The sequence below is a fragment of the Azospirillum halopraeferens DSM 3675 genome (assembly GCF_000429625.1).
GTDB classification, from domain to species: Bacteria; Pseudomonadota; Alphaproteobacteria; order Azospirillales; family Azospirillaceae; genus Azospirillum; species Azospirillum halopraeferens.
In genome coordinates this window covers 55,440-81,796 of record NZ_AUCF01000015.1, presented here as the reverse complement: position 1 = coordinate 81,796, position 26,357 = coordinate 55,440, and the positions used below count along the sequence as shown (strand labels likewise).

Here is a 26,357-nt window from a genome sequence, read left to right as displayed (position 1 = left end):
GAGAAAATCAACCTGGCGTTTTCATCCTGCGGCCATCCGCCGCTGCACGCCGTTGAGGTATCGCGCCGGACTTTTACTAAAATGACGCTCGTGTGCAGTGCGTCACCGGGGGAGCACGGCGATGGGGCAGGATGCGGAGTCTTGGTGCCGGGATCGGGGGATGAGGCTGACCGGCCAGCGACGGGTCATCTGGCAAGTCCTGGGGGAGTTCGGCGACGCCACGGGACAGCCGCGGCCGGACCCGGTGGCCATCCACCGGCGCGCCGTGCTGCGCGATCCGCGCATCACCCTGGCGTCGGTCTGCCGCACCATCCAATGGCTGGAGGACGTGCGGGGGGCCGAGGCTACCAGCGGCGCGCCGGGCGCAGGGACTCCGGCGTGAAGGCGGCGGGCTTCGGCGTTGTCTCGAAGACCGGTGGCGCTTCCTGATTGTCGAGACCGGCGGCCACGTAGCGGCCGCGGGCGAAGTCGAAAGTGAACTCGACGGTGGGCAGGAAGACGGGCACCTCGGGCAGGGTGACCCCGTGCGCTTCGGCATAGCGCGCCAGGGTGCCCGTGGCGTCGTAGTGATCGGCCATCAGGATCTGCCAGGAATCCTCGTCGAGATAGTAGGTGCGACGGGGAAAGGGGTGACGGAAGCTGCGCTTCAGGGTGGCCGTCACCACCCACACCCGGTGCAGCTCATAGCGCAGGAACGCCGGGTCGGGGTGGGCGGGCCACAGGAAGTCGCGCGGCGCCAGGGCCGCCATGTTCATGCGGTAGGCGTTGTAGGGCACGTACATCTCGCGCCGGCCGACGAGGGTGAAGTCGAATCGGTCGAGCAGGCCGCTGAACATGTCCAGCATATCGGCGGTGCGCAGCCCGTCGGTCGCCGGGTCGGGGGTGCCATAGGAAAAGTCGGGCGCGCGCACCACCGCCGTCTTGCCGGGCGCGCGGTACCAGGCGGCGCGCTCCTGGCGCAGCGGATTCAGCGTCTCGCGCAGCAGCAGCACCCCGCCGGCCACGGACTCCGGCCGCAGCCCGGTCCGTTTGTAGGAGAAGGCGGTCAGGCCGCCGGCACCGGCGGTGTGGTCGGCCAGCCATTCCTCGCGGTAGAGCCCCAGGTCCAGGCGCCCGTCCGGCTCCGGCACGGCGATCCCGTCGAACCGGCGCACCGCGATGCCGCGCCAGCGCAGGATGTGGTTCCACATGGCCTGCGCCCCGTCGGCGGGAACGGGAAAGGGAATGCCCACCTCCGCCCCGGTAACCGCCAGCCCGTTCTCCGTCAGGCGGGCCCGCCGGGCGTTGGCGATGGTGGCGTCGTAGATGCGCTGCGGCGCCGCGGCGGTGCGCCGCGTCAGGTACATCGGCATCTCAAAGCTGTCGGGATGACGGCGCAGCAGTTCCCGCTGGCCGGCCGACAACCGCATGGCGAAGCGGTCCAGCTCCTCCGCCCGCACGGTGAACCAGCGGGCATCGTCGACGAAGGGATCGGGGTGGTGGCGCCCGGCGGTGAACAGCCGGGGCATCTCGGTCATGCCACCGCTCCATTCCGGGATGGTGCCCTGCGCGTTGGCGGCGCGGATGGCCCCCATCGGGGTCAGGGCGCCGCCGAGGTCGCCGAGACCCTGCGCCCCGGCGGACGACGGGCCCGCCACCAGCGCGGCACCCAGAAGCAGGGTGCCCGGAAGCAAGGCAAGGGCGACGCGCAACATGCGCAGGTGCCGCCTGGGCATGGGCGCCGCTGCCGGTCCGGCTACTCCGCCGCGGCCGATTGCGCCGCGGCCAGACGCCGGGCGTCGAGGCGCCGACGGTTCCAGGCGATGCTCTTCCACGTCACCACCGCGGCGACCACCACCGCGACGGCGATCACCAGCACCTTGGTGCCCGTTTCGCCGAAGGATGCCGCGGCCTCGCCGAACAGGTAGCCGGCGCCGGCGAAGGTGACGGCCCACATGCCGGCGGCGATGAAGTTCCAGAACATGAACTTCCGCCAGGAGATCTTCGACGTGCCCAGCGCCACCGAGGCGATGTTGCGGATGCCGTAAAGGAAGCGGAAGGACAGAATGAAGCCGACGCCGTAGCGCTCCAGCCAGACGTGCACGGTGGCGGCGCGCTTGTTCGCGGCGGGGAAGCGGTCGAGCGCCTTGACGCCCCATTTGCGGCCCATCCAGAACCAGCACTGGTCGCCCATGAAGCTGCCCAGCCAGACCGACAGGATCAGGAGGTTGAGGTCGAGAATGCCCATGGAGGCGGCCCAGCCGCCGAAGATCACGAAGGTTTCGCCTTCGAAGAAGGACCAGAGGAAGGCGATGGGATAGAACGCGTCACCCCACTCCCGAAGCCAGTCGATCCATTCCAACGGCGCCTCCAAGGGGTTGTGATCGAGCCCGCCGGACGCACCGAAGCGGCCTGCACGTGTGGATACGAGGGTCCTATACGGACCGGTGGGTACTATGACACATCGGGGTAAGCCTGTCAGGCTCCGTCTCCCGATGTGCCAATTTGGTCCCGAGCCCGGCGTGTTCAACCCCGCCCGCACCCGGCCGCACCGGATTCCGCTCCCCCCCATGTTCGTCCGGCGGCAGCGGTTCAGTCCCGGCGGCGCTCTTCATCAGGCATCGTCGCCGGACAGCTCCCCCACCGCCTGGCGGGCGGCGCGCAGCAGCGCGGGGTCGGGCTCGAACGGGATCTCGGCGTCCTCGTCCGGGATGTCCGGGACGACCCGCCGCTTCACCTCGCGCGCCGCCTCCACCAGCAGGTGGGCCAGCCGTGCCTCGGGCAGGGCCTGCACCAGGGCGCGCAGTTCGGGGTTGGTGAGCGCCGCGGGGTCGAAGGGTTCCCGCGCCGGAACCGGTGAGGGGACCGGCGGCGGCCGCATCATGGCCAGCGGACCGGGGGCGGCCGGCGCCGCTTCGCGCACCGCGTCGACGGCCACCGCTGCCGCCGCCGTCCCGGCGCGCCGGGTGCGTCGGCGACCGGAGCGCGGCTCGGCCTCCGGCAGGCAGTCGAACAGCAGGGGTTGGCGAACGCCGGCCATCAGCCCGGAGCCCGTTCCCGTCTCGATCTCCGCGTCCGTTGCCGGTTCCGTCACCGGCCCGCCCCCCGGGCCCGCGTCCATGGCCGCATCCTGCGCACTGTCATCCGTTCACGGTTCATTCTACAGAGCCGATCCCGTTTGTCGAGCGCCTTGCAACGCACACCGGACCGGGGAGCGCCCCGCAGCCCCATCCGCCGTACCATCGCCGGCAAGTCGGACACGGATTGCGCGGATTGGTATCTCCCTCTCGATCAATGCCCGGGCATTGATCTGCCGGGTTTCACGGCCGGAAAATGATGGAAATGATCATTTTCCGGCCGTAGGACACGGATCGATCGCCCCATCCGGCGACCGGATGTCCCGTTGCCGCAACGGGACAGGAAGTCCGCGCCATCCGGTTGAATCCGCGCAATCCGTGGCGATCTTGTCCCCCCGGGCAGCGCGTCCGGTGCAAACGTTTGGCCGCCGGTGGCGACATCTTCCGTGCTCAGGCCGCGACGGCGCCGGTTTCCTCGACCGTGCGGTTGCGACCCGACGCCTTGGCCAGGTAGAGCGCGCGGTCGGCGGCCGCCACCAGCGCCTCGGCCGGGGTGCCGTTGTCGGGGATCAGGGAGGCGGCGCCGATGCTGACGGTCACATGGTTGCCCAGCGGCGAATCGGCGAACGGGTGGGCCAGGCGGCGGATGTTCTCGTGGATGCGGCCGGCGACGCGCCGCGCGCCGGAGATGCCGGTGCCCGGCAGGATGACGGCGATCTCCTCCCCGCCGTAGCGGGCGACCAGGTCGGCCGGGCGGGTCGCGGCGGCGGACACCGCGGCGGCGATGGCCTTCAGGCAGCGGTCGCCTTCCAGGTGGCCGTAGGCGTCGTTGTAGACCTTGAAGAAGTCCACGTCGACCATCAGCAGCCCGACGGGGTCCCCGGTGCGCGCGGCGCGGCGCCATTCGGAATCCAGCACCGTGTCGAACCGCCTCCGGTTGGCGATCCCCAGCAGCCCGTCGGTGGCCGACAGCTCGGCCAGACGGTGGTTCAGGCTTTCCATGGCCTGCTGGGCCCGGCGCAGGCGGGTGATGTCCTGGGTCAGCAGCAGGCCGGCGTTGCCGGTTTGCCCGGCGTCGGGCAGGGGGATGGCGAACAGGCGGTGGATGCGGTCGCGGTAGACCATCTCCGCCTCCCCCGGCTCGCCCGCCAGCGCGCTGCGCAGCAGAGGCTCCAGCACCGCGCCGGGATCGGCGCCGAACAGTTCCCCCACCGTCCGGCCGACGATCCGGGCCGGCTCCAGCCCCAGGTCGGCCAATCCGCGGCCATCGGCGAAGCGGAACCGCAGGTCGCCGTCGAACACGGCGACGGCCCCGTTGGGGATGCCGGCGGCGATGGTGCGGTACAGGGCCTCGCTGCGGCGCACCTGGTCCTGGCTTTTCAGCAGGGCCTCGCGGGTCTGCACCACATGGCTGATGTCCTCCAGGCTGACCACCGCCAGGACGCTGCCATGGTCCGCCACCGCGGCGCGCTGCACCCGCAGATTGAACCAGCGCACCCCTTCCGGGGCCGGGCCGGGGTGGTCCAGCACATAGTCGTCGCGCTCGCCCGCGATGACCGCGCGGATGCCGTCGGCGGCGGAGCGCGCGCTTTCCCACCCGGTGCCGGCGGCGACCTCGCACAGCGCCAGCAGGTTGCCGCCGGGCTGCCACGCCGCCCCCGGCGCCCCCAACCGGTCGGCGAAGCGGCACCAGGCGCGGTTGGCGGCGATGATGCCGCCATCGGCGTTCAGGATGGCGACGCGCGTGCTCAGCGCATCCAGCACCGTGTGGGTGAAGGCGGCGGCGCGGTCCGCGTGCTCGCGGGCGTCCCGTTCGGCGGTGATGCCGCGCCACCCGGCGGCGGTCAGCAGGCCGAATCCGGCGAGCGCCCCGGCGAACAGCCAGGCGCTGCGGTGGACCTGCTGCCGCCAGGGCGCCAGCGCGTCCGACACCGCGACACCGGCCACGGCGACCAGGGGCAGGCCCTCGATGCGCCGGCCCGCCACAAAGCGGCGCACCCCGTCGGCGGGTGACACCACCTCCGGCGCGCCGTCCGGCCCGCCCCCGGTCAGGGCGGCGTCGACAAGGGCGGCCAGGCGCGCCGGCTCGATGGCCGCGCCGGTTTCCGGCTCGCGCAGCACCGCCACGCCGTCGTCGCGCACCAGTGCGATGGTCACCGCGGTCTGCCCCGCCGGGGTGGCGTAGACCGTGCGCAGATGGTTGACGGGGACCGCCGCCAGGACGACACCGGCAAAGCCGCCGTCGGCGTCCTCCAGGCGGTGACTGACCGTCACCACCGCATGGTCCCACGGGCGCAGGGCGTCCGGCGGTCCGATGACCATGGCGGCACCGGCGCGGTGCTCCGGAAAGTAGGGGCGGTTGGCCAGGTCCAGGACGACGGCTGGAAAGGCCGAGGTGGCGAACACCAGCAGCCCGTCGGCGTCCAGCACGACGATCCCGGCCACGGACGGCAGGGACTCGGCCAGACGCCGGGTGTTCTGCCATTCCTCCGGCGCGGTGACGAAGCGCTCCAGCCCCAGTTCGGCGATCCGCTCGCGGGTTTGGCGCGCCAGCAGGTCGGCCGGGGCCAGCGTCTGCCGCGCGTGCTCCCCGACCAGCAGGGCGGCCCCGGCCGCCGTTCGGGCGGCGTCGGCCCGCCGGTCCGCGTATCCCTGCCACAACGGCATGCCGAGAACGGCGCCGATCCCGAGCGCGGCGGTCAGTCCAAGGGTCAGCAGCGTCGTTTTCGGCCGCAGCGGCATCGCGTCCTGCCCCGCCTGCGACGGGCGATCCGCTCGCCCGTTACGCAATAAGTATTATCCCCTCAGGGCCGTGCGCACAACCGTATGGGACGGCCGGGCGGGTGCGCCGGCACCGGCGACGAAGCGATCCGGGTGCAGGATGGGCGTGGTGCCGATGCGGCGCAGCACCAGCAGGTCGCGGTCCTGCGTCACCAGCGCGTCGGCGTCCGCGGCCAGCGCCAGGGCCAGGAACTTGTCGTCGTCGGGATCGCGGCAGAGCGCCGGAGTCTCCGTCGGCTCCACCAGGGTTGCGGCCGCGACGAGGGCGTCCAGGAAGGCATCGCGGGCGGCCGGGCTGCGGTGCCGATCGAAGACGGGCCGGCGCAGCACCTCCCGCACCTCCTCCAGCGTCGCGGCGGAGAACAGCAGCGTGCCGCGCCGCGCCAGCGCGACACAGCGGTCGAGGGCCAGGCAGCGCTGCGGCACCGGATCGGGCAGCAGCGCCGCGCCGACCAGCACGTTGGTGTCGAGGATGCAGCGCATGGCCGCGATCCTGGCAGGTGCCGCGGTTCCCTGTCCAGCCGGTCCTTGAGCGCGGCCTTGATGCGCCATGCCGCGGTGCGCTACTAACAGGATCGGCCGAACAGTGACGATTCCAGCATTCCGGGGCTGCCCATGACCACCGTCCTTGTTGTCGACGACAGCCGCCTGGCGCGCGAGATGGTGAGCGGCGCCATCGCCGCATTGCACCCGGACTGGACGATCGTCACCGCGGTGGACGGCGACGACGCCCTGAACCGGCTGGCCGAAGCCGCACCGGCGGCGGCGCTGGTGGACTTCAACATGCCGGGCATGGACGGGCTGACCCTGGCCGGCCACCTGCGCGAGCGGATGCCGCAGCTTCCCGTCGGCATCCTCACCGCCAACGTGCAGGACGCGTTGCGCCGCAAGGCGGAGGAGCTGGGCTGCCGTTTCATTCCCAAGCCGGTGACCGTGGACAAGATCCGCACCTTCTTCACCGGAGCCGGGCTGTGACCCGCCCGGACTTCGCCGTCGACGAGGCGGCGGCCGACGCCATCGCCGAGCTGTTCAACATCGGCATGGGCGAGCCGGCGGCGGCGCTGAGCGTCATGGTGGGGGAGCCGGTGGTCCTGTCGGTGCCGTCGGTCACCGTGGCCCGCCGCGCCGACATCGCCGCCGACGTGGTCCCGGCGGTGGGCGCGGCGGCACCGGTGTGCGCGGTGCTGGGGTCCTTCCGCGGTCCCTTCTCCGGCGAAGCGATGCTGGTCTTCCCCGCGGGCGCCGGGCTTGCCCTGGTCGATCGGCTGGTCCCCGGCGGTGCCGACGGCCCCGACGGCGAGACCGCGCGCGACGCCCTGACCGAGATCGGCAACATCATCCTCAACGGCTGCCTCGCCAGCTTCGCCAACCTGGTGGAGGGAGAGGTGGAGAGCGGTGTCCCCTGCTATCGTGCCGGTCCGGCCGACCAGGTGATCGGCACGGCGGCCGATCCCGTGCTGTTCGTGCGCATCGACATGGCCCTGGAATCCGGCCTCTCGCACGGCCGCGCCCTGTTCCTGCTGGAAATCGCGTCCCTCGACTCCTTCCGCGACGCCGTCCGGCGGCTGGTCGGCGGCGCCGCGGCGTGATCGGTGTTTACCGGCCGGTGCCGGCCGTGGCATGACCGGATGATGGCCCCTCCTCCCAACATCTATGCCGGATGCCCGGTCGACCGCGCCCATCACCGGCGCCGGGATACGGACTGGCTGGCCGCCGCCCGCGCCGCGCCGCAGACCCGCATCGTGCCGGTGTGGCGGGCCCGCACCCTGGTCGACGGACCCGACGATGCGCCCCGCACGGCGCTGCTGCCGGCCGGCCGGGCGTGGGAGGGCGGTGAAGAGCCGGTGCTGCTGGGCGTGATGGACGGCGCCGCGGTGTTCGCCGCCGACCTGTCCGCCCTGGATGCGCCGGAGACGCATCCGGCGGTCGCCGCCGCGGCCGCGGGCGGTGCGCGCTTTCTCGACCTGCGGACGGTCGGCGGGTTGATGGCGCCCGCCGACGCGGCGCTGGCCGCCTACGCCCGCGGCCTGACCTGGTGGAACGCGCGCCACCGCTTCTGCGGCGTCTGCGGCGCCCCCGCGGCGGGCGTCGAGGCCGGGCACCTGCGCATCTGCACCGACCCCGCCTGTGCGACCACCCATTACCCGCGCACCGATCCCGCGGTCATCATGCTGGTCCACGACGGCGGCGACCGCTGCGTGCTGCACCGCCAGCCCCGCTTCGCTCCGGGGATGTACTCCGTGCTGGCCGGCTTCGTGGAGCCGGGCGAGAGCCTGGAGGAGGCGGTGGCCCGCGAGGTGCTGGAGGAGGTGGGGCTGCGCGTCACCGACGTGCGCTATCACTCCTCCCAGCCCTGGCCCTTTCCGTCCCAGCTCATGATCGGCTTCACGGCGCGGGCGCTGGACACGGCGATCACCGTGCAGGAGGACGAGATCGAGGAGGCGTTCTGGGTGACCCGCGACCGGCTGCGCGCCGCGGGCCCCGACGATCCGCACTTCCGCCCGCCGCGGCGCGACTCCATCGCCCGGCGCCTGATGGACGAGTGGCTGGACGAGCGGCCGGACCGGGGGCCGCGATAGGGACAGAAAAAAGGCCCGGCCCCGGAGCGGGACGGGCCCGGCGGCGGGCCGCGCCCGCCCGCCCGGCGTCAGCTATGCCAGAGCGGGTGGGTCGGACGCACCGGCGACCGGCGGCGGTCGCAAGGGTTCGGGTGGCGTTCGCAGGTCATCCGGTAGACGACGGCGAGGGAGTGCGAGCGGCTGTCGTCGCTCTTGCCGCTCGCCTGGCACAGATTGTCCCACACCATCTGCCGGATGGCGGCGTCACCCCAGGGCTGCTGCAGCAGCGCCGCTCCCTTTTCCAGCGCCGTCATGTACGGGAGCCGTTCATGCGCCGCGATCTCGGCGACTTCGTCCTTGTCGAGGTCGGAGAGACCGATGCAGTCCTCATAGGTCAGCATCGCAACCTCCATCCGATGATGCCGCGGCCGGCCGGGATCGAGCCCGAACGGCGCCGCAGCGGGAAGGCCCGTAAATCGGACTCTTCTGATTCAATTTGTAACACAAAGGTCGCCGCCCGGGGGCGGTCTGCGACCGGATGCCGCGGCCGTCGGGATCACGGCCAAGTCAATCGTCGCCGTCGCGCTGGCTTTCCTGATAGCGGAACGGGTTGGCGGGGTAGACGCCGAGGATCTTCACCTCGCGGGCGAAGAAGGCCAGTTCCTCCAGCGCCAGGCGCAGGGGCCGCTCCTCAGGGTGGCCTTCCACGTCGGCATAGAACTGGGCGGCGGTGAAGCGGCCGCCGATCATGTAGCTCTCCAGCTTCGTCATGTTGACGCCGTTGGTGGCGAAGCCGCCCAGCGCCTTGTAGAGGGCCGCGGGCACGCTGCGCACGCGGAAGACGAAGGTGGTGATGGTGGTGCCGGCGCCGGCCGGCGGCATCAGCGGCTCGCGCGCCATGATGAGGAACCGGGTGGTGTTGTGCTCGGCGTCCTCGATGCCGCTGCGCAGGACCTGCAGTCCATAGATCTGCGCCGCCAGCTCCGACCCGATGGCGGCGTGCCGCGGGTCGTCCAGCTTGGCGACCTCGGCGGCGGCACCGGCGGTGTCGGCGTGCTGGATCGCCTCCAGCCCCAGCTCGCGCGTCAGGCGGCGGCACTGGGACAGCGCCTGGATGTGGCTGCGCACCGTGCGGATGGTGGCGAGGGTGGCACCGTGCGGCGCCAGGAGCTGGTGGTTCACCCGCTGGAAGTGCTCGCCGATGATGTGCAGGCCGCCTTCGGGCAGCAGGTGGTGGTTGTCGGCGACGCGGCCGGCGACCGAGTTCTCCACCGGGATCATGGCCAGCCGGGCGCGGCCCTCGCGCACCGCCGCGAAGGCGTCCTCGAAGGAGGCGCAGGGCAGGGTCTCCATCTCCGGATGAACGGAGCGGCAGGCCAGGTCGGAATAGGCGCCCGGCAGGCCCTGGAAGGCGATCACGTTGGAGTGCGGCATGGCGGCGGGGCTTATTCCCGGGGGTTGGCGCGGCGGGCCAGCAGGTCGCGGGCGCGTTCGAGGTCGGCCGGAGTATCGACCCCCAGCGGCAGGGCGTCAACGACCGCCACGTCGATGCGCATCCCGAAGGCGAGGGCGCGGAGCTGCTCCAGCTTCTCGCGCAGTTCCAGCGCCGAGGGGGGCAGGGCGACGAAGCGCTCCAGCGCGCTGCGGCGGTAGGCGTACAGGCCGATGTGGTGGTACAGCGGCCCCTCGCCCCAGGGCGCGGTGGTGCGGGTGAAATAGACCCCGCGCCCGCGCGTCGCGGCCTCCGGCAGCTCGATCACCGCCTTGACCACGTTGGGGTTGGTCTTCTCCTCCTCGCGCACGATGGGAACGGCCAGGGTGGCGATATCCACCGCCGGGTCCGCCAGGGCGGCGAAGGCGGTGCGGATGATCGCCGGCTCCACCGTCGGCAGGTCGCCCTGCACGTTGACCACGGCGTCGTAGCGGCGCTCCGGATCGATCAGCGACACCGCCTCGAAGATGCGGTCGGAACCGGAGGGATGGTCGGGCCGGGTGAGCACGGCCTGCCCGCCCGCCGCCTCGACGGCGCGGGCGATCTCCGGCTCGGCGGCGGCGACCACGACGGGGCCGATGTCCGCCTCCACCGCGCGGCGCCAGACGTGGACGATCATGGGTTCGCCGGCGATGTCGGCCAGCGGCTTGCCGGGCAGCCGCGCCGAGGCGAGGCGGGCCGGAATGATGATGACCGGGGCGGCGGGCGGCGGGGCGGTGCTCATGGCCGGGTCTTGCGTCCTGGGGTGGCGGGATCGCACGGGAACGGGGTGAACCACGGAATGCTGCCGGCGTCAACCCGCGACGATCGGCACCGGCCGTTCCGCCGGGCGGAAGGGCCGGAAAGCCGGTGTCCTCGACGGATGACAAGGCGGGCGCGGCGGGCTAAGGTGCGTCGAACCGTCACGGGCAATGAAGAAATGAAAGGGTAGAGGCGATTATGACGGGGATGGAGTTCAATAAGATTTTCGGCGCCGTGCTGCTCGCCGGGCTGATCGCCATGATGAGCGGATTCGCCGCCCGCGTGCTGGTCCACCCGCACGAGCTGGACGAGCCGGTCTTCACCGTGGCGGCAACCGAAGGGGCGGCCCCGGCCGCGGACCAGGCGCCCACCGGGCCGGCGCCCATCGCGCCGCTGCTGGCCGCCGCGGATCCGGCGGCCGGACAGACGGCATCGCGCGCCTGTGCGGCTTGCCACACCTTCGACAGGGGCGGCGCCAACCGGGTCGGCCCGAACCTCTACGACATCGTCAACGCGCCCTTCGGCCACATCGAGGGCTTCGCCTACTCCGCCGCGCTGGCCGACCACGGCGGCTCCTGGGACTACGAGGCGCTGAACCACTTCCTGTACGACCCGCGGGCCTACGCTCCCGGCACCAAGATGACGTTCGCCGGCGTCAAGCGCGACCAGGAGCGGGCCAACATCATCGCCTATCTGCGCACCCTGTCGGAGAACCCGGCGCCGCTGCCGGACGCGACGGCTCCCCAGCCGGACGCGGCCGCACCGCAGAACGACGCCGCACCCGAAGCGGCACCGCAGCCCGAGGCGCCGGCGGCGCAGCCGGACGCCCCCGCGGCGCAGCCGGAAGGCGCCGCACCGCAGCAGCAGTAGGCGGTCTGCTCCCTCCCGCCGCCCCGGCATCCCCCGCCGGGCGGCGGGAAAGCGGTTCCGCCAGAACGGCTTAACTTACGCTTGCCTTGACGGCGGCGGCTGCTTTTTGGCACGATTCGGCGAAGGGCTGCGGGGCAACCGCGCTCACCGTGCAGGGGGGATCAAGGCCGCCATGACCAAGTCCGAGTTGATCCAGCGGCTCGCGGAGCGCAATCCGCACCTGTATCAGCGCGACATCGAGAAGATCGTCGGGACCATCTTCGATGAGATCTCCGACGCGCTGGCCCGTGGCGACCGGGTGGAGCTGCGCGGTTTCGGGGCCTTTTCGGTGAAGCGGCGCGACGCGCGCACCGGCCGCAACCCCCGCACCGGCGAATCCGTTGACGTGGGGGAGAAGTACGTGCCCTTCTTCAAGACGGGCAAGCAGCTCCGCGAACGCCTGAACACCGACTGAAGCCGGGTGCGGCCGTGCCGGACCGGCCGCCACTTTCCCTGAGGATCAGCCCCGTGCGCTATCTCACCTGGATCGTCACCATCCCGATCGCCGTCGTGGCGGTCCTGTTCGCCATCTCCAACCGCGACACGGTGGTCTTCACCCTGTGGCCGACGCCCTTCTCGCTGGAGGCGCCGCTCTACCTCGCCACGCTGGTGGCGCTGGTGGTGGGCTTCCTGGCCGGTGGCTTGATCGCCTGGGTGAACCAGGGCGGCAACCGCCGCCGCGCCCGCGTCCAGACCGACCGCGTCCAGCAACTGGAGCGGGACCTGCGCGACACCCGGGCCCGCCTGGCCGCCGCCGAAAAGCGCGTGGCCGAGATGACGACGCCGGTGTCCGGCCAGCCGCGCACCACCGGCACCATGCCGGTTCCGGCCGAGGCCGCGCCGGCCGCGCCGACCGTCCACTGACGGCGGGGATCCCGCCGACACTCCCGGGGGAGGGAGCCCATGCGCACCGTCACCGGCGCCGAACTGCGGAGCGTCCTGCACCACCGGATGCTGATCGAGCGGCTGCGCCAGACCTTCCGCGCCGGGGTCGAGGTGCCGCTGCGCCATCACCACACGGTGCCGACCTACGGCGAGAACGACGCCACGCTGCTGCTCATGCCCGCGTGGCAGACCGGCCGGTCCATCGGCGTCAAGGTGGTGACGGTCTTTCCCGACAACGCCGCGCACGACCTGCCGGCGGTGCAGGGCGTCTACCTGCTGATGGACGGCAAGACCGGCGTGCCGCAGGCCCTGATCGACGGGGCGGCGCTGACCAAGCGGCGCACCGCCGCGGCCTCGGCGCTGGCCGCCACCTACCTGGCGCGGCCCGACTCCGCGCGGCTGCTGATGGTCGGCACCGGCGCCCTGGCACCGGAACTGATCGAGGCGCACGCCAGCGTCCTGCCGCTGACCCACGTGCTGGTGTGGGGCCGCAGTCTCGAGAAGGCGAAGAAGGTGGTGGCGCGCTTCCACCGCCCGAAGTTCCGCATCGAGGCCACCGACGATCTGGAGGGTGCGGTCCGCGGCGCCGACGTGGTGTCCTGCGCCACCCTGGCGAAGGAGCCGGTGATCCGCGGTGACTGGTTGCAGCCGGGCCAGCACCTGGATCTGGTGGGCGGCTTCACGCCCGACATGCGCGAGGCCGACGACGAGTGCATCCGCCGCGCCCGCATCTTCGTGGACACCCGCGACGGCGCCTGCAAGGAGGCGGGCGACATCGTCCAGCCCCTGCGCAGCGGCATCCTGCATCCCGACGACGTGGCCGGCGACCTGTTCGACCTGACCCGCGGCGAGCGGGCGGGCCGGCGCTTCTACGACCAGATCACTCTGTTCAAGTCGGTCGGCACCGCCCTGGAAGACCTTGCCGCCGCCGAACTGGCGGTCGAGATGGTGGTGCACAACGACACGATCCGGTGACCGCTCCGCCCGGCACCGCCCCGCCACGATTCGCCTTGCAAAGCCGGGCCGGGGTCACGATATTGGGGTCGGGTGGTTGGCGGCGGACGGGTCCCTCGCCAACCCGGTCAGGTCCGGAAGGAAGCAGCCGCAACGAGTTCAGGCTCGGGTCGTTCGTCCAGCCACCCACCCCTTTCTCCTCCGCCATCTCCCCCGCCGGTCCCCACGGAAGACGCGACAGCGCCGAACGGTGCCGCTATGCTGCGGGCCGTCGTTTCGCCGTTTCCGGAAAGCCCGCGTGACCGACCAGACCGTCGCCGACACCGCCCCGTCTTTCGCCGCGCCCGCCGGACACGCCGCCGGGGCGGCCTATCGCGTGCTGGCCCGCAAGTACCGCCCGCGCAGCTTCCGGGAACTGATCGGCCAGGACGCGCTGGTGCGCACGCTGACCAACGCCGTGGCGTCGGGGCGCATCGCCCAGGCGTTCATGCTGACCGGCGTGCGCGGGGTGGGCAAGACCACGACGGCGCGCATCATCGCCCGGGCCCTGAACTGCACCGGCCCCGACGGTGCCGGCGGCCCGACGGTGGAGCCCTGCGGCGTCTGCGACAACTGCCGCGCCATCGCCGAGGACCGCCACGTCGACGTCATCGAGATGGACGCCGCCTCCCACACCGGCGTGGAGGACATCCGCGAGATCATCGACGGCGTGCGCTACGCCCCGGTCTCGGCGCGCTACAAGCTCTACATCATCGACGAGGTCCACATGCTGTCCAAGAGCGCGTTCAACGCGCTCCTGAAGACGCTGGAGGAACCGCCGAGCCATGTGAAGTTCGTCTTCGCCACCACCGAAATCCGCAAGGTCCCGGTGACGGTGCTGTCGCGCTGCCAGCGCTTCGACCTGCGCCGCGTCGACGCGCTGGTGCTGAAGGAGCATTTCACCCGCGTCGCCGGGCTGGAGGGGGCGACCATCGAGGCGGACGCCGCAGCCCTGCTGGCGCGCGCCGCCGACGGGTCGGTGCGCGACGGACTGTCGCTGCTGGACCAGGCCATCGCCCTGGGCAGCGGTGCGGTCACGGTGGTGCAGGTGCGCGACATGCTGGGTCTGGCCGACCGCGAGCGGGTCATCGATCTGTTCGAGTCGGCCCTCACCGCCCGCGCGGCCGAGGCGCTGGACATCCTGGCCGACCTGCACCGCGTGGGCGCCGACCCCGTGGTGATCCTGCAGGACCTGCTGGACCTGGTGCACAACCTGACCCGCCTGAAGGTGGTCCCGGCCACCGCCGCCGACCCCACCCTGCCGGAGGCGGAGCGGACGCGCGGCGCCGATCTGTCGGGCCGGCTGGGCATGCCGGCGCTGACGCGGGCGTGGCAGCTTCTCCTGAAGGGGCTGGGCGAGGTGCAGATGGCGCCGGTGCCCCAGCAGGCGCTGGAGATGGTGATCGTCCGCCTGGCCTACGCCGCCGACCTGCCGACACCGGGCGACCTGATTCGCCGCCTGCAATCCGACGCGGGCGGCGGTGCTGCGGCGCCGCGCGGTCCGGCCGGCGGCGGCAGTGCCGGCGGTGGTGGTGCCGGCGGTGTCAGCGGTGCCGGCGGCGGGTCCGTGGCGGCCGTGGCGGCGGGCCGCGGCGCCCCCGGCCCGGTGCGCGCCGTTGCCCGGGCGCCGGAGCCCTCCGGTGCCGCACCGCTTGCCGCGGCCGCCACCGCCCGGCCGGCGGAGGAGCGGGCCACTATGCCGCGTGACTTCCGCGCGCTGGTGCAGCTTTTCGCCGACCGCCGCGAAGGCGCGCTCTATGGCCATCTCTTCGGCGCGGTGCACCCGGTGCGCCTGGAGCCGGGCCGGCTGGAGATCCGGCCCGGCCCCTCGGCCCCCGCCAACCTGGCCAACCGGGTCGGCCAGTTGCTCAGCGAATGGACCGGCACGCGCTGGGTGGTGGCGGTCAGCGACGCCGTCGGCCAGCCGACGCTGGCCGACCAGGACCGGGCGGCCCAGCAGCGCGCCCATGCGGAGGCCGAGGCCAACCCGCTGGTGCGCGCCGTCCTGGAGATGTTCCCCGGGGCGCGCATCGCCGAGGTGCGCGACCTCGCCGCCGCCGCGGCCGCGGAGCCCGCGGTTGCGGATGCCGGGGGCGATGACGATCTGATGCCTGACGATGATGAAGCGGTGTTCTACCCGCTCGATGACGAAGGAGACCTCTAAGCCATGAAGAACATCGGCCAGATGATGAAGCAGGCCCAGCAGATGCAGGCCAAGATGCAGGAGATGCAGCAGAAGCTGGCCGACATCGAGGTGTCCGGACAGTCCGGCGCCGGCATGGTCAACGTGACGGTGAACGGCAAGGGCGAGCTGAAGAAGGTGAAGCTCGACAAGTCGATCGTCGATCCCGAGGACACGGAGATGCTGGAGGATCTCATCGTCGCCGCCTTTAACGACGCCAAGTCCAAGGTGGAGGCGCAGGTCGCCGACGAGACGGCCAAGCTGATGGGTGGCCTGAAGCTCCCCCCCGGCATGAAGCTGCCGTTCTGAGCCCATCCCCGCCCGCCCGCGGGCGGGGCGATCCATCGAGTGCGATACCGGAATGGTCGGACCTGAAATCGAGCGGCTGATCCAGCTCCTGGCGCGTTTGCCGGGGCTGGGGCCGCGCTCGGCACGGCGGGCGGCGCTGTTGCTGATGAAGCGGCGCGACGGCCTGCTGGTGCCCCTGTCGGAGGCGATGGCGCTGGCCGCCGAAGCGGTGCGCACCTGCTCCGTCTGCGGCAACCTGGACACCCGCGATCCCTGCACCGTCTGCGCCGACCCGTCCCGCGACCGTTCCACCATCTGCGTGGTGGAGGACGCCGGCGATCTCTGGGCGCTGGAGCGCTCGCGCGCCTTCACCGGCCTCTATCACGTGCTGGGCGGCACGCTGTCGGCCCTGCAGGGGATCGGTCCCGACGACCTGACCATCGCCGCCCTGGTGGACCGGGCGCGCAACCCCGAGGTCCGGGAGGTGATCCTGGCCCTCAACGCCACCGTCGACGGCCAGACCACCGCCCATGTGGTCACCGACCGCCTGGCGCAGGCGGACGTGGCGATCTCGCGCCTGGCCCACGGCGTGCCGGTGGGCGGCGAGCTGGACTATCTGGACGACGGCACCCTCACCGCCGCACTGAAGGCACGCCGGCCGCTCTGATGCGCGGTCAGGGCGTGCAGTACGACTCGGGCGTCATCACCGCGGTCACCGTCACCGGGGCGCCGGCGGGGACCACGTACTCCTGCGCTCCCGCCGGGCTCGCCGCCTCGGGGTCCCAGTTGCAGGTGTAGCCCGGGCGGGTCCAGGGATAGCCCGTCTCCTTGATGGCCTGCGGTCCGCCGGCTCCACCGTGATCCAGGTGTCGCGCTGCAACGGCACCGTGCGGCCCGGCCCCTCTTCCCCCCATTGGGGATAGCCGGTCAGGGACACCGCCTGCACGGGGTAGGCGAGCGGCGCCAGGGGCCGGACGTCGCGGGCATCGTACACGGCGGTGGTGGAGACCGACCGTTCATAGGGTGTGCCGGGCTGCGCACAGCCGGTCAGGACCGAAGCGACAACTGCCGCAAGCAGGAACATTCGCCTCATACGCCGCACTTCATCGCCGTTCACGCGCGATGGCAGCGTCGCAATCCGCCTTCTCAAAGCGTCGGATCGGGCTTCAGGGTGATCGGTGGAAGGGGATGACGGAGGCCGCCGTCATCACCGGCTCGGGACGAACCGTCGACGGGAACAACGTCTGCACGGATTGCACGGATTTGAAGGGATTGCACGGACGCCATGCCCCGTTTCATACGGCCGGAAAATGATCACTTCCATCATTTTCCGGCCGTATGAAACCCGGCAGATCAATGCCCGGGCATTGATCAAGAGGATGATACCAACGGCACCCTTCAGGTGCCGTTGGTATCATCCCGGCCCGAAGCGTCCGGTCGCCGGGCGGGAGGATCAATCCGCGTCATCCGTGCCGGCAGTGAAGCAACGGACCGGGAATACCATGCGGCCGGTTGGCTTTACCGCTGCGCCACGATGAACAGCCGCCGGAACGGGAACAGCGTCACCCCGTCGGGGCGCCGCGGGTAGGCCGTGGCCAGGCGGGCCTGGTAGGCGGCCAGGAAGGCGTCGCGGGTGGCGTCGTCGGGCAGCGCGTCCAGGAAGGGCAGCAGCGCCGTGCCCCGGGTCCAGTCCAGCACCGGGCGTTCCCCCTCCAGGGGCTGGAGATACTCGGTCTCCCAGATGTCCAGGCGGCGGACCAGGGGGGCCAGGCGGTCGTAATAGACCGCGGGCGGGTCGACCGGGGTGGTGCGCAGCACCGGCGCCAGCCGGTCCGCCCACGGGCCGTCCCGCGCCGTCTCATAGAGCAGGGCGTGGGACGGGGCGGCGAAGTTGCGCGGCATCTGCACCGCCAGCACGCCGTCCGGGGCCAGCGCCGCCACCAGCGCCGGGAACAGGCGGTCGTGGTCGTCCAGCCAGTGCAGGGCGGCGTTGGAGATCACCAGGTCGAACGGCGCGTCCGGCCGCCAGGCGCGCAGGTCCGCCTCCACCCACGCTACGGGCGAGGGAACGGCGCGGGCGCGGGCCAGCATCTCCGGCGAGCCGTCGATGCCGGTGACGTGCGCGCCGGGCCAGCGCTCCGCCAGGCTGCGCGCCAGGGCGCCGGTGCCGCAGCCGAGGTCGGCGATGCGGCCCGGGGCCAGCGGCGGCAGGGCGGCGACCAGGTCGTGCGCCGGGCGGCGGCGCAACGCCTCGAACCGCCCGTACCGGTCGGGATCCCACGCCATGGCGGCGGCTCAGTGCGGCGTGCCGCCGGTCCTCTCGGCCTCGGCGGCGCGCTTGCGGGCCATTTCGGCGTCCACCGCGTTGTAGTGGCGGTGGATCGCCAGGAACAGGTAGCCGACGCAGAGGATGGCGACCAGCCAGCCGCCGTAGAAGAACGCCTCGTCCGCCGCCCGCGCAGCCGCGTAGAGGCCCAGGAATCCCAACAGACCGATCGCGCCCGAGGCGATCCACTTGCCCGAACCTTCCACGTCCCGTTCCTTTCTTGTTGGTCGATGGTGCCGTCCGATGATGCGTCCCGGACCCCCCGGTCCGGCGGCGCCTAGAGTGTGCGAAGCGGCAACGGGAATCAATGCGCGCTGTTCGCGGGCAGGTCGAGTGCGAAGGTGGTGCCGGCCGCCGTGCTCTCCACCAGCGTCAGATCGCCGCCGTGGGCCCGCGCGATCTCGCGCGCGATCGACAGGCCGAGCCCGGTGCCGCCGGCGCGGGCCGAGCCGGTGAAGGGCTGGAACAGGTTTTCGCGCGCCCGCGGCGGCAGACCCGGCCCGGTGTCGGTGACCAGGATCGCGACTCGGGCGCCGTTGGGCTCGACCGCGACGGTGACCGCGCCGGCCCCGGCCTGCACCGCGTTGCGCCCCAGGTTGGTCAGGACGCGGGCGAGCTGGTCGCGGTCGGCGGTGACGCGGAACCCCTCCGGCACGCGGTTGACCCAGCGCGTCTCCACCCGCACCCCGTCGGAGCGCAGGGAGTGTGCCACCTCTTCCGCCGCTTCGGCGACCAGCGCGTGCAGATCGAGCGGCGCCGGAGCGACGGGCAGGACACCGTCGCGGGTGTAGGACAGGGTCTGGCCGCACAGGGCCACCGCCCGGTCGATCGCGCCCACCAGCCGCGGTGTCACCCGGCGCACCTCCGGGTCGGTGCTCGCCGCCAGATGCTCCGACAGAAGGGAGGCGGTGGCGAGGATGCCGCGCAGATCGTGGTTGATCTTGGTGACGGCGGTGCCCAGGGCGGCCAGCCGCTCGCGCTGGCGCAGGGCGGTGCGCAGGGCCGCCTGCATCTCCGCCAGCTCGCGCTGGGCGATGCCGATCTCGTCGCGGCGGCCGGCGGCGGAGAAGGCGGGCACCGCGCTCTCCGGGTCGCGGCGGAACGCCATCATGGCCGCGGTCAGCCGGCGCAGCGGCCGCACGAACATGCCGTTCAGCGTGACGAACACCAGCCCCGCGGTGATCAGCGAGATGGCGATCGACAGGGCCAGGATGCGGCCGGCGAACTCGTGCATGGCCATGGCCAGGGGCCGCTCGTCCATGGTGACCTCGACCGTCACCGCCGGGTCCTTGGGGGAATGGTCGACCACCTTGACCACCCGGTTGCCGGCCCGCGCCATGGTCGCGAAGGCGTCGGTGATCAGCGACGCGGTGGTCGCCTCGCGCAGGTCCATCACCGCGTCGACCATCGGCGGCATCCGGCTGGACAGCATGTTGACGCAGGAATTGGGCTGCACCAGTGCGATGGCGTGGGCGCCCACATGGTCCAGCAGCGTGGCCTCCAGCCGGCGCGTCACCATGCGGTCGGGGGCCGCGTCCACCGACAGCGCGGCTATGTGGGCCGCGGCCAGCCGCTCCTGCAGGAAGGCCAGGCGGAAGCGGGCGATCGACGGGGTGAAGATCAGCACCTCCGCCAGCATGACGAACAGCACCGTCAGCACCAGAAGCTTGGCGGAAAGACTGCGGGCCAGCGGTGGCAGGGGCATGGGGCGGCCGGGGCGGCGGATCACGGGCCCACAGTCTAGGTCATCCGAACCGCGCGAGGAAGCGCACCAGCCACCGCGTGCGGGGGCCGAACAGGACCGGCTCGAAGAAGGCGCCGGCGGCGCGCTTGCCGGCTTCCGCCAGGGTGGGGTAGGGCAGCACGACGCCGGCAAGGTCGTGCACCCGCAGGCCGCGGGCGATGGCCAGGCACCACGGCGCGATCTGCTCCCCGGCGTGGCGGCCGGCGATGCCGGCGCCGAGGATGCGGCCGTTGCGCCGCACCACCAGCTTGACCAGCCCTTCGGGCGCGCCCTCGGTGCGGGCGCGGTCGTTGCCGGCGAAGGGCTGGCGCAGCACGGTCACGTCGCCGTCCCGGGCGGCGCGCGCCTGCGCCTCCGTCAGGCCGACCTGCGCCAGTTCGGGGTCGGTGAAGGTGGCCCGGGGCAGGGCGATGCGGTCGGCGCGGCCCGGCCAGCGGAACAGGGCGTTGCGCACGACGATGCCCGCCTGATGCCCGGCGGCGTGGGTGAAAGCGGGGCCGCCGGTGCAATCGCCCACGGCGTAGACGCGGCGGTTGGTGGTGCGCAGGCGGGCGTCCACCGTGATGCCGGCGGGGCCGGCGGCGATGCCGGCGGCCTCCAGACCCAGGTCCTCCACCACCGGCCGGCGCCCGGCCGCCACCAGCAGGTGGCTGCCGGAGATCCGGCGCCCGTCGGCCAGCTCCGCCGCCACCCCGTCCCCGTCCCCGTCCCCGGCCGGCGCGACGCGGGCGACGCCGGTGCCTTCGATCAGGGTGACGCCCTCCGCCTCCAGGGTGCTGCGCACCACCGCCACCAGCTCCGGGTCGTCGCGGGGCAGCAGGGTGGCCCGCTCCACCAGCGTCACCCGGGCGCCGAGGCGGCGGTGCGCCTGCGCCATCTCCACCCCGACCGGACCGCCGCCCAGCACCAGCAGGTGGCCGGGCAGGGTGCTTCCGGCGAACAGCGTCTCGTTGGTGAGGTACGCCACCGTGTCCAGGCCGGGGACCGGCGGCACCAGCGGGCGGGAGCCGGTGGCCAGCACGAAGCGGCGCGCCCGGATGGCGGCGCCCTCCGCCATCACGGTGTCGGGACCGGTGAAGCGGGCGTGGGCGGCGATGACGCGTACACCCAGCCCCTCGAACCGCTCCCGGCTGTCGTGGGGGGCGATGGCGGCGATGGCCGCCTGTACGTAGGCGTACACGGCCGCGGCGTCGATTGCCGGCTCCGGCGCGCCGATGCCGAAGCGGCCGGCGGTGCGCACGGCGCGGGCCGCGGCGGCGGCGGCCAGCAGCGCCTTGGACGGCACGCAGCCGGTGTTCAGGCAGTCGCCGCCCATGGCGCCGCGCTCCACCAGCACCGTGTCGGCGCCCAGGCGCGCCGCCGCGGCGGCCACCGACAGGCCGCCGGCCCCGGCCCCGATGACGCACAGATCGCAGCGGATGGCGCTCATGGCGTCCTCCGCAGGCGGCGCACCAGCACGGGAACCAGCGCCAGCACGGCGAGCCCCAGCAGGGGCAGCAGGATCGCCGGCTCCATCATCAGGGCGGGGTCGGGGCGGCCGCCGGCGTCGAGCACTGCGCCCAGCCCGTTGCCCACCGACGCGTACACCAGCGCCCCCGGCACGATGCCGATCAGGGTCGCCGGGGCGTAGGTGCGCAGCGGCACGCCCAGCACCGCCGGGATCAGGTTGACGAGCCAGAACGGGAACAGAGGCACCAGGCGCAGGAACAGGGTGTAGCTGAAGGCGTGCTCCCGGAATCCCGCCTCCAGCCGGGCGGTCCACGGCGCGGCGCGGTGGCGCAGGAAACCACCCGCGGCGGTGCGGGCGGCCAGGAAGACGGCCACCGCCCCCAGCGTCGCCCCGGTGACCGCCAGGGCGGTCGCCGCCCACACCCCGAAGAGGAGCCCGCCGGCCAGGGTCAGCACCGTCGCCCCCGGCACCGAGAAGGCGACCGCCAGCGTGTAGACCGCTACATACGCCAGCGCGGCGAGCGCGCCGTTGGCGGCCACGAACGCCGTCAGGGCCGTGCGGTGGCGCGCCAGCGCGTCCGGGCTGAGATGCTCGTGCAGGCCGGCGGCGAGGACGCCGAGGAGGCCCGCCGCCAGCACGGCCAGCGGGGCCAGGCGCATCCACGGCGCGGACGGCGGAGGATCGGCTGCGGCCATGCCGCGGGCACTCCGGTTCGGGCGGTTGGTTTCCGCTTACCAGGGTGCCGCGGGCGCCCGTCACCCGCCAGTCACCTTGCCGTGAAGGGTTCCGCCGGCATCCCCTGCCGCGGTTGCATTGCTGCGGTCCGACAACGTCCGTTGTGTCGTTCCGGTGGTGTTGGTAAGACACCGCCATGAGCGACCTTGCCCGCCACATCGAGGCCCTGTCGACGGCGCGCGTGCTGTGCGTCGGCGACGTCATGCTCGACCGGTTCATCTACGGATCGGTCGACCGCGTGTCGCCGGAAGCGCCGATCCCCGTGCTGCGGATCGAGCGGGAAACGGCCATGCTCGGCGGGGCCGGCAACGTCGCCGCCAACGTCATCGCGCTGGGCGCGCTCTGCCGCTTCGTCTCCGTCGTCGGCGACGATGCGGCCGGCAGCGAGCTGCGCCACCTCGTGGCGATGGAGATCGGCGACAACGCCGGCATCATCGCCGAGCCGGGACGCCAGACCACCGTCAAGTCGCGCTTCATCGGCGGCCGCCAGCAGCTTCTGCGCGCCGACGCCGAGACGGTGGCGGACGTCGGGCCGCTGTGGTTCGACTCCCTGCTGGGCGCCGCCCGCGAAGGGCTGGCGGAGGTGGGGGCGGTCATCCTCTCCGACTACGGCAAGGGCGTCCTGTCCGATGCGCTGATCACCGCCCTGATCGGCGCGGCGCAGCGCGCCGGTCTGCCCGTGGTGGTGGACCCCAAGGGGACCGACTACACCCGTTACCGCGGCGCCACGGTGCTCACGCCCAACCGCAAGGAGCTGATGCAGGCCACCGGCCTGCCCGCCGACAGCGACGCCGAGGTTGCGGCCGCCTGCCAACGCCTGATCGACACCTGCGGCGTCGGCGCCGTGGTGGCTACCCGGTCGGAGCGGGGCATGAGCGTGGTCACCCGCGACGGCACCGCCGCCCATCTGCCCGCCGAAGCGCGGGAGGTGTTCGACGTGTCGGGCGCCGGCGACACGGTGGTCGCCACCCTGACCGCGGCGCTGGCCGCCGGCGTGCCGCTGGAGGACGCCGCCCGGCTGGCGAACCTGGCGGCGGGCATCGTCGTCGGCAAGGTCGGCACCGCGGTGGTGCGCGCCCCGGAACTGCTGGGCGCCCTGCACGAACAGGAATGGCGCCACGGCGAGACCAAGGTGGTGACCCGCGACGAGGCGGTGGAGCGCGTCGCCCGCTGGAAGCTGCGCTGCAAGCGCATCGGCTTCACCAACGGCTGCTTCGACCTGCTGCATCCCGGCCACGTCTCGCTGCTGGCCCGGGCCAAGGCGGGCTGCGACCTGCTGGTGGTCGGCCTGAACAGCGACGAATCCGTGCGCCGCCTGAAGGGTCCGACCCGCCCGGTGCAGGCGGAATCCGCCCGGGCCACCGTTCTCGCCTCCCTGGCGCCGGTCGACCTGGTGGTGATCTTCGACGAGGACACCCCCGAACAGCTCATCCGCGCGCTGCGCCCCGACGTGCTGGTGAAGGGGGCCGACTACAGCATCGACCAGGTGGTCGGTGCCGACTTCGTGCAGAGCTATGGCGGCCGCGTCCTGCTGGCCGACCTCGTCGCCGGGCAGAGCACGACCAACACCATCAAGCGCATGCAGGGGTGAACGCCCGGCATTCCCGGTCGTCGCTTCATTGTCGGCACGTTGGACGCGGATGATACCGGCGGCATCGGAAGGATGCCGCCGGCATCACCCTCTCGATCAATGCCAAGGCATTGATCTGCCGGGCTTTACGGTCGGCAATTGATGGAAGTAATCAATTGCCGACCGTATGACACGGATTGATCGTCCTGCCCGGCAGCCGGACGCTTCAGGGCGGTGACGCAGGGCAACACGTCCGTGCAATCCAACCCGATCCGTGCAATCCGTGGCGGCCTTGTTTCCCCGACCGGTACGTCCCTTGCCGGCGATTCTTCTGCTCGTCCGGCTCTGGTCCCCCGGCGCGGGCGCGCCATTTGGAACGGGGTATCGGGCAGGGGGGACAGGGCATGCCGGACGGATTCGCCCATCGCCGCATCGCCACCAGCGGTGCCGAGATCCACGCGGCGGTCGGCGGCGACGGACCGCCGCTGCTGCTGCTGCACGGGTTCCCGCAGACCCACGTCATGTGGCACCGCGTCGCCCCGGCGCTGGCCGAGCGCTTCACGGTCGTGGCCGCCGACCTGCGCGGCTACGGCGCGTCGGAGAAGCTGGCGGGCGATCCCGCCCACGTGCGCCATTCCAAGCGCGCCATGGCGCAGGACCAGGTCGAGGTGATGCGCGCCCTGGGGTTCGAGCGTTTCGCCGTGTGCGGCCACGACCGGGGGGCCCGCGTGGCGCACCGCATGGCCCTGGACCATCCCGACCGGGTGGAGCGGCTGGCCGTGATCGACATCGTTCCGACGGTGGAGGTGTTCGAGCGCATGGACAGCGCCATGGCCACCGCCTATTACCACTGGTTCTTCCTGATCCAGCCCGGCGGCCTGCCGGAGCATCTGATCGGCCTGGACCCGGAGTTCTTCCTGCGCCGCACGCTGGGCTCGTGGGGGTCCGGCGCCGGCGCCTTCGCGCAGGAGGCGTTCGCCGCCTACCTGCACGCCATGCGCAACCCCGCCACCGTGCACGCGATGTGCGAGGATTACCGGGCCGCCGCCTCCATCGACCTGGAACACGACCGCGGCGACCGGCTGGCGGGGCGTCGCGTCGCCTGTCCCACCCTGGTGCTGTGGGGTGCCGACAGCATTGTCGGCCGTGGTTACGCCGACCCGCTGGAACTGTGGCGCCCCTACGCCCCCGCCGCCATAGGCCGCGCCCTGTCCGGCGGCCATTTCCTGCCGGAAGAGCGGCCGGAGGAGACGCTGGCGGACGTCCTGGCCTTCTTCGGGGGTAACCCGGGCTGACGGTCCTATGCGCCGCTACACCGATCGGGCGGGGCGGCGGGAAAATGGTCGTGGGTCAGCGTTGGTCACAGGAGGTTAATGAAACGTTAAGGCAGACTCCGCTCCAACAACGGCAGCGGGGATCGTGTCATGGCCTTCGACTGGGGATACGCGGTACACGGCGTCACGTACACCATGGGAACGGCGGCGGGCGGTTCCGCCCTGCCGAACGCGCCACAGGCGATCGCAGCGGTCAACTATATGGAATCGCGTTCCGACGGCGGCTACCGCTGGTCGGTGAAGTACGATCTGGGGTTCGATGGCGCCCGCTTCCTGGTGGAGACACGGATTTCTCTGGCCGGGGCCGATCCCGGCGCGCTGCGGTCCACCTGGGAACAGGGGATCGAGAGCCTGTGGAACGGCAAGGCGGCGCTCAGCGACGGCAGCGCCCTCTATCCCATCGCCTTCGATGTCCGCTTCGTCGATGCGAACCCCCACTACACGGTCACCGTCCATGAGGGGAACGGACGGTACGACATGCTGAACTGGTACACCGACACCGCCTGGGGGCCGTCCTACCAGGACGAACTGGCGGCGCACGAGTACGGCCACATGATCGGCATGTTCGACGAGTACGCCGGGGGCGCCACCTTCAACGGCTACACCACCACCGGCACCCTGATGGCCGACCTCACGGGCAAGGTCCCGCTGGGCTATTTCGGGTCCGTGGATGCCCACGCGGAGGCGCTGTACGGCCGCCCCCTCGCCATCGTCGATGCGGGCGCTGCCGCCGCCCCGCCGGAGCCGCCGCCGGAGCCCCCTTCGGAGCCGGTTCCGGAAGCCGGCCGCGTGGTCAACGGCACCACCGCGGCGGACACGCTGAGCGGTGCGTCGGGCGACGACAGCATCCGCGGCTACGCCGGCAACGACGTGCTCTACGGCTTGCAGGGCAACGACACGCTCAAGGGCGAGGCCGGCAACGACACGCTGTTCGGCGGCGCCGGCGACGACAGCATGCACGGCGGGGACGGGCACGACGTGCTGTTCGGCGGGATCGGCAACGACATCCTGTGGGGCAGCCCCGGCAACGACACGCTGACCGGCGGGGCCGGCGCCGACCGCTTCATGTACACCCGCGGCAGCGGCCACGACGTGATCACCGACTTCAACGCCGCCGAGGGCGATCGCATCCACCTCGGCCCCGGGCAGTTCCACCGGGTGATCGACGGCTCCGCCACCGAGGCGCTGGTCGATCTGGGCAACGGCGACACCATCACCCTTCTGGGCATCGCCCGCCACGCGGTGCAGGACGCCTGGTTCGTCACCGCCTGATCCTGCGGCGGCCCGCGCGAAAGCATGGCGCCGCCGCCCGT

General features: G+C 72.3%; 28 protein-coding genes and 1 other RNA gene. 16 read left to right on the top strand and 13 right to left on the bottom strand.

Features of this window, described 5'->3' with window-relative positions; genetic code table 11:
- The first annotated feature begins 160 nt into the window (after positions 1-160).
- The gene (locus G472_RS33535; RefSeq protein WP_051340881.1) at positions 161-382 is read left to right on the top strand and encodes a hypothetical protein; all 222 of its coding nucleotides are present in this window, start codon (positions 161-163) and stop codon (positions 380-382) included.
- On the opposite strand, the gene G472_RS0115665 is transcribed toward G472_RS33535, so the two are convergent.
- The 5 genes from G472_RS0115665 to G472_RS33520 form a co-directional block, all read right to left on the bottom strand.
- The gene (locus tag G472_RS0115665; RefSeq protein ID WP_035692595.1) at positions 345-1,715 is read right to left on the bottom strand and encodes a DUF1329 domain-containing protein; all 1,371 of its coding nucleotides are present in this window, start codon (positions 1,713-1,715) and stop codon (positions 345-347) included. The two genes, G472_RS33535 and G472_RS0115665, sit on opposite strands and share 38 nt — an antisense overlap.
- A gap of 20 nt (positions 1,716-1,735) precedes the next feature.
- The gene (locus G472_RS38130; RefSeq protein ID WP_245593506.1) at positions 1,736-2,341 is read right to left on the bottom strand and encodes a DedA family protein; all 606 of its coding nucleotides are present in this window, start codon (positions 2,339-2,341) and stop codon (positions 1,736-1,738) included.
- Between the two features lie 252 nt (positions 2,342-2,593).
- Entirely contained in the window at positions 2,594-3,100 is a 507-nt protein-coding gene (locus G472_RS0115655; RefSeq protein WP_245593505.1) for a hypothetical protein, read from the bottom strand.
- Between the two features lie 406 nt (positions 3,101-3,506).
- Positions 3,507-5,798 (bottom strand): diguanylate cyclase, encoded by a 2,292-nt coding sequence (locus G472_RS37265; protein ID WP_051340880.1) that lies wholly within the window; start codon positions 5,796-5,798, stop codon positions 3,507-3,509.
- Positions 5,799-5,852: 54 nt separating this feature from the next.
- Positions 5,853-6,320 (bottom strand): putative toxin-antitoxin system toxin component, PIN family, encoded by a 468-nt coding sequence (locus tag G472_RS33520; protein ID WP_245593504.1) that lies wholly within the window; start codon positions 6,318-6,320, stop codon positions 5,853-5,855.
- A 132-nt stretch (positions 6,321-6,452) separates the two neighbouring features.
- On the opposite strand from G472_RS33520, the gene G472_RS0115640 reads away from it, so the two are divergent.
- From G472_RS0115640 to nudC, 3 genes are read left to right on the top strand one after another with little or no spacing between them, the layout of a single operon-like run.
- Positions 6,453-6,812 (top strand): response regulator, encoded by a 360-nt coding sequence (locus G472_RS0115640; RefSeq protein ID WP_035692592.1) that lies wholly within the window; start codon positions 6,453-6,455, stop codon positions 6,810-6,812.
- Complete coding sequence (locus tag G472_RS0115635) at positions 6,809-7,426, top strand: chemotaxis protein (protein ID WP_029009147.1); 618 nt, start codon at positions 6,809-6,811, stop codon at positions 7,424-7,426. The genes G472_RS0115640 and G472_RS0115635 overlap by 4 nt, the downstream gene beginning before the upstream one ends.
- 42 nt (positions 7,427-7,468) lie before the next feature.
- The gene (gene nudC, locus G472_RS0115630; protein WP_051340879.1) at positions 7,469-8,416 is read left to right on the top strand and encodes an NAD(+) diphosphatase; all 948 of its coding nucleotides are present in this window, start codon (positions 7,469-7,471) and stop codon (positions 8,414-8,416) included.
- A gap of 68 nt (positions 8,417-8,484) precedes the next feature.
- Here nudC and G472_RS0115625 read toward each other — a convergent pair whose 3' ends face one another.
- The 3 genes from G472_RS0115625 to G472_RS0115615 all read right to left on the bottom strand — a co-directional run bounded on the left by G472_RS0115625 (position 8,485) and on the right by G472_RS0115615 (position 10,611).
- Complete coding sequence (locus G472_RS0115625) at positions 8,485-8,796, bottom strand: hypothetical protein (protein ID WP_029009145.1); 312 nt, start codon at positions 8,794-8,796, stop codon at positions 8,485-8,487.
- 166 nt (positions 8,797-8,962) lie between these two features.
- Positions 8,963-9,829, bottom strand: coding sequence for a prephenate dehydratase (locus G472_RS0115620; RefSeq protein ID WP_029009144.1), 867 nt, complete (start codon positions 9,827-9,829; stop codon positions 8,963-8,965).
- 11 nt (positions 9,830-9,840) lie between these two features.
- A complete protein-coding gene (locus tag G472_RS0115615) occupies positions 9,841-10,611 on the bottom strand; it encodes a 3-deoxy-manno-octulosonate cytidylyltransferase (protein WP_029009143.1) in 771 nt (256 codons plus the stop codon).
- A 224-nt stretch (positions 10,612-10,835) separates the two neighbouring features.
- Here G472_RS0115615 and G472_RS0115610 point away from each other — a divergent pair, with 224 nt between their 5' ends.
- The 9 genes from G472_RS0115610 (at position 10,836) to G472_RS40620 (ending at position 16,683) form a co-directional block, all read left to right on the top strand.
- Complete coding sequence (locus tag G472_RS0115610; RefSeq protein ID WP_245593503.1) at positions 10,836-11,498, top strand: c-type cytochrome; 663 nt, start codon at positions 10,836-10,838, stop codon at positions 11,496-11,498.
- A gap of 172 nt (positions 11,499-11,670) precedes the next feature.
- Entirely contained in the window at positions 11,671-11,952 is a 282-nt protein-coding gene (gene ihfB, locus G472_RS0115605; protein WP_029009141.1) for an integration host factor subunit beta, read from the top strand.
- 53 nt (positions 11,953-12,005) lie between these two features.
- The gene (locus tag G472_RS0115600) at positions 12,006-12,401 is read left to right on the top strand and encodes a LapA family protein (protein WP_029009140.1); all 396 of its coding nucleotides are present in this window, start codon (positions 12,006-12,008) and stop codon (positions 12,399-12,401) included.
- Between the two features lie 39 nt (positions 12,402-12,440).
- A complete protein-coding gene (lhpI, locus tag G472_RS0115595; RefSeq protein WP_029009139.1) occupies positions 12,441-13,397 on the top strand; it encodes a bifunctional Delta(1)-pyrroline-2-carboxylate/Delta(1)-piperideine-2-carboxylate reductase in 957 nt (318 codons plus the stop codon).
- 71 nt (positions 13,398-13,468) lie between these two features.
- Positions 13,469-13,566: signal recognition particle sRNA small type (ffs, locus tag G472_RS38125), an RNA gene on the top strand.
- A gap of 108 nt (positions 13,567-13,674) precedes the next feature.
- Positions 13,675-15,579, top strand: a complete 1,905-nt coding sequence (locus tag G472_RS0115590; RefSeq protein ID WP_029009138.1) for a DNA polymerase III subunit gamma/tau — start codon at positions 13,675-13,677, stop codon at positions 15,577-15,579.
- Positions 15,580-15,582: 3 nt separating this feature from the next.
- Positions 15,583-15,906: a YbaB/EbfC family nucleoid-associated protein gene (locus G472_RS0115585; protein ID WP_029009137.1), complete on the top strand. Its 324-nt coding sequence runs from the start codon at positions 15,583-15,585 to the stop codon at positions 15,904-15,906.
- 52 nt (positions 15,907-15,958) lie between these two features.
- Positions 15,959-16,552, top strand: coding sequence for a recombination mediator RecR (gene recR, locus G472_RS0115580; protein WP_029009136.1), 594 nt, complete (start codon positions 15,959-15,961; stop codon positions 16,550-16,552).
- Positions 16,552-16,683: a hypothetical protein gene (locus tag G472_RS40620; RefSeq protein ID WP_281173343.1), complete on the top strand. Its 132-nt coding sequence runs from the start codon at positions 16,552-16,554 to the stop codon at positions 16,681-16,683. The genes recR and G472_RS40620 overlap by 1 nt, the downstream gene beginning before the upstream one ends.
- Before the next feature lie 720 nt (positions 16,684-17,403).
- On the opposite strand, the gene G472_RS0115570 is transcribed toward G472_RS40620, so the two are convergent.
- The 5 genes from G472_RS0115570 to G472_RS0115550 all read right to left on the bottom strand — a co-directional run bounded on the left by G472_RS0115570 (position 17,404) and on the right by G472_RS0115550 (position 22,100).
- Positions 17,404-18,171: a methyltransferase domain-containing protein gene (locus G472_RS0115570; RefSeq protein ID WP_029009135.1), complete on the bottom strand. Its 768-nt coding sequence runs from the start codon at positions 18,169-18,171 to the stop codon at positions 17,404-17,406.
- Between the two features lie 9 nt (positions 18,172-18,180).
- Positions 18,181-18,417: a hypothetical protein gene (locus tag G472_RS0115565; RefSeq protein WP_029009134.1), complete on the bottom strand. Its 237-nt coding sequence runs from the start codon at positions 18,415-18,417 to the stop codon at positions 18,181-18,183.
- Between the two features lie 98 nt (positions 18,418-18,515).
- Positions 18,516-19,916 carry a sensor histidine kinase gene (locus tag G472_RS0115560; protein ID WP_029009133.1) on the bottom strand — a complete coding sequence of 467 codons (1,401 nt, stop codon included), beginning with the start codon at positions 19,914-19,916 and terminating at the stop codon, positions 18,516-18,518.
- Between the two features lie 40 nt (positions 19,917-19,956).
- Complete coding sequence (locus G472_RS0115555; protein WP_029009132.1) at positions 19,957-21,384, bottom strand: dihydrolipoyl dehydrogenase family protein; 1,428 nt, start codon at positions 21,382-21,384, stop codon at positions 19,957-19,959.
- Positions 21,381-22,100 (bottom strand): TVP38/TMEM64 family protein, encoded by a 720-nt coding sequence (locus G472_RS0115550; RefSeq protein WP_029009131.1) that lies wholly within the window; start codon positions 22,098-22,100, stop codon positions 21,381-21,383. Before G472_RS0115550 ends, G472_RS0115555 begins: the two co-directional genes overlap by 4 nt.
- 176 nt (positions 22,101-22,276) lie before the next feature.
- Between G472_RS0115550 and rfaE1 the strand changes: the two genes are divergently transcribed.
- From rfaE1 to G472_RS40615, 3 genes are all read left to right on the top strand, one after another.
- Positions 22,277-23,731 carry a D-glycero-beta-D-manno-heptose-7-phosphate kinase gene (rfaE1, locus tag G472_RS0115545; protein ID WP_029009130.1) on the top strand — a complete coding sequence of 485 codons (1,455 nt, stop codon included), beginning with the start codon at positions 22,277-22,279 and terminating at the stop codon, positions 23,729-23,731.
- Between the two features lie 383 nt (positions 23,732-24,114).
- Positions 24,115-25,005 (top strand): alpha/beta fold hydrolase, encoded by an 891-nt coding sequence (locus tag G472_RS0115540; protein WP_051340877.1) that lies wholly within the window; start codon positions 24,115-24,117, stop codon positions 25,003-25,005.
- 129 nt (positions 25,006-25,134) lie between these two features.
- Complete coding sequence (locus G472_RS40615) at positions 25,135-26,316, top strand: calcium-binding protein (protein ID WP_051340876.1); 1,182 nt, start codon at positions 25,135-25,137, stop codon at positions 26,314-26,316.
- The last annotated feature ends 41 nt before the right edge of the window (positions 26,317-26,357 follow it).

Coding starts and splice junctions, on each gene's coding strand:
- G472_RS33535 (WP_051340881.1), top strand. CDS start 161: ATGAGGCTGACCGGCCAGCGACGGGTCATCTGGCAAGTCCTGGGGGAG.
- G472_RS0115665 (WP_035692595.1), bottom strand. CDS start 1,715: ATGCCCAGGCGGCACCTGCGCATGTTGCGCGTCGCCCTTGCCTTGCTT.
- G472_RS0115655 (WP_245593505.1), bottom strand. CDS start 3,100: ATGGACGCGGGCCCGGGGGGCGGGCCGGTGACGGAACCGGCAACGGAC.
- G472_RS37265 (WP_051340880.1), bottom strand. CDS start 5,798: ATGCCGCTGCGGCCGAAAACGACGCTGCTGACCCTTGGACTGACCGCC.
- G472_RS33520 (WP_245593504.1), bottom strand. CDS start 6,320: ATGCGCTGCATCCTCGACACCAACGTGCTGGTCGGCGCGGCGCTGCTG.
- G472_RS0115640 (WP_035692592.1), top strand. CDS start 6,453: ATGACCACCGTCCTTGTTGTCGACGACAGCCGCCTGGCGCGCGAGATG.
- nudC (WP_051340879.1), top strand. CDS start 7,469: ATGGCCCCTCCTCCCAACATCTATGCCGGATGCCCGGTCGACCGCGCC.
- G472_RS0115625 (WP_029009145.1), bottom strand. CDS start 8,796: ATGCTGACCTATGAGGACTGCATCGGTCTCTCCGACCTCGACAAGGAC.
- G472_RS0115620 (WP_029009144.1), bottom strand. CDS start 9,829: ATGCCGCACTCCAACGTGATCGCCTTCCAGGGCCTGCCGGGCGCCTAT.
- G472_RS0115615 (WP_029009143.1), bottom strand. CDS start 10,611: ATGAGCACCGCCCCGCCGCCCGCCGCCCCGGTCATCATCATTCCGGCC.
- G472_RS0115610 (WP_245593503.1), top strand. CDS start 10,836: ATGGAGTTCAATAAGATTTTCGGCGCCGTGCTGCTCGCCGGGCTGATC.
- ihfB (WP_029009141.1), top strand. CDS start 11,671: ATGACCAAGTCCGAGTTGATCCAGCGGCTCGCGGAGCGCAATCCGCAC.
- lhpI (WP_029009139.1), top strand. CDS start 12,441: ATGCGCACCGTCACCGGCGCCGAACTGCGGAGCGTCCTGCACCACCGG.
- G472_RS0115585 (WP_029009137.1), top strand. CDS start 15,583: ATGAAGAACATCGGCCAGATGATGAAGCAGGCCCAGCAGATGCAGGCC.
- recR (WP_029009136.1), top strand. CDS start 15,959: ATGGTCGGACCTGAAATCGAGCGGCTGATCCAGCTCCTGGCGCGTTTG.
- G472_RS40620 (WP_281173343.1), top strand. CDS start 16,552: ATGCGCGGTCAGGGCGTGCAGTACGACTCGGGCGTCATCACCGCGGTC.
- G472_RS0115570 (WP_029009135.1), bottom strand. CDS start 18,171: ATGGCGTGGGATCCCGACCGGTACGGGCGGTTCGAGGCGTTGCGCCGC.
- G472_RS0115560 (WP_029009133.1), bottom strand. CDS start 19,916: ATGCCCCTGCCACCGCTGGCCCGCAGTCTTTCCGCCAAGCTTCTGGTG.
- G472_RS0115555 (WP_029009132.1), bottom strand. CDS start 21,384: ATGAGCGCCATCCGCTGCGATCTGTGCGTCATCGGGGCCGGGGCCGGC.
- G472_RS0115550 (WP_029009131.1), bottom strand. CDS start 22,100: ATGGCCGCAGCCGATCCTCCGCCGTCCGCGCCGTGGATGCGCCTGGCC.
- rfaE1 (WP_029009130.1), top strand. CDS start 22,277: ATGAGCGACCTTGCCCGCCACATCGAGGCCCTGTCGACGGCGCGCGTG.
- G472_RS0115540 (WP_051340877.1), top strand. CDS start 24,115: ATGCCGGACGGATTCGCCCATCGCCGCATCGCCACCAGCGGTGCCGAG.
- G472_RS40615 (WP_051340876.1), top strand. CDS start 25,135: ATGGCCTTCGACTGGGGATACGCGGTACACGGCGTCACGTACACCATG.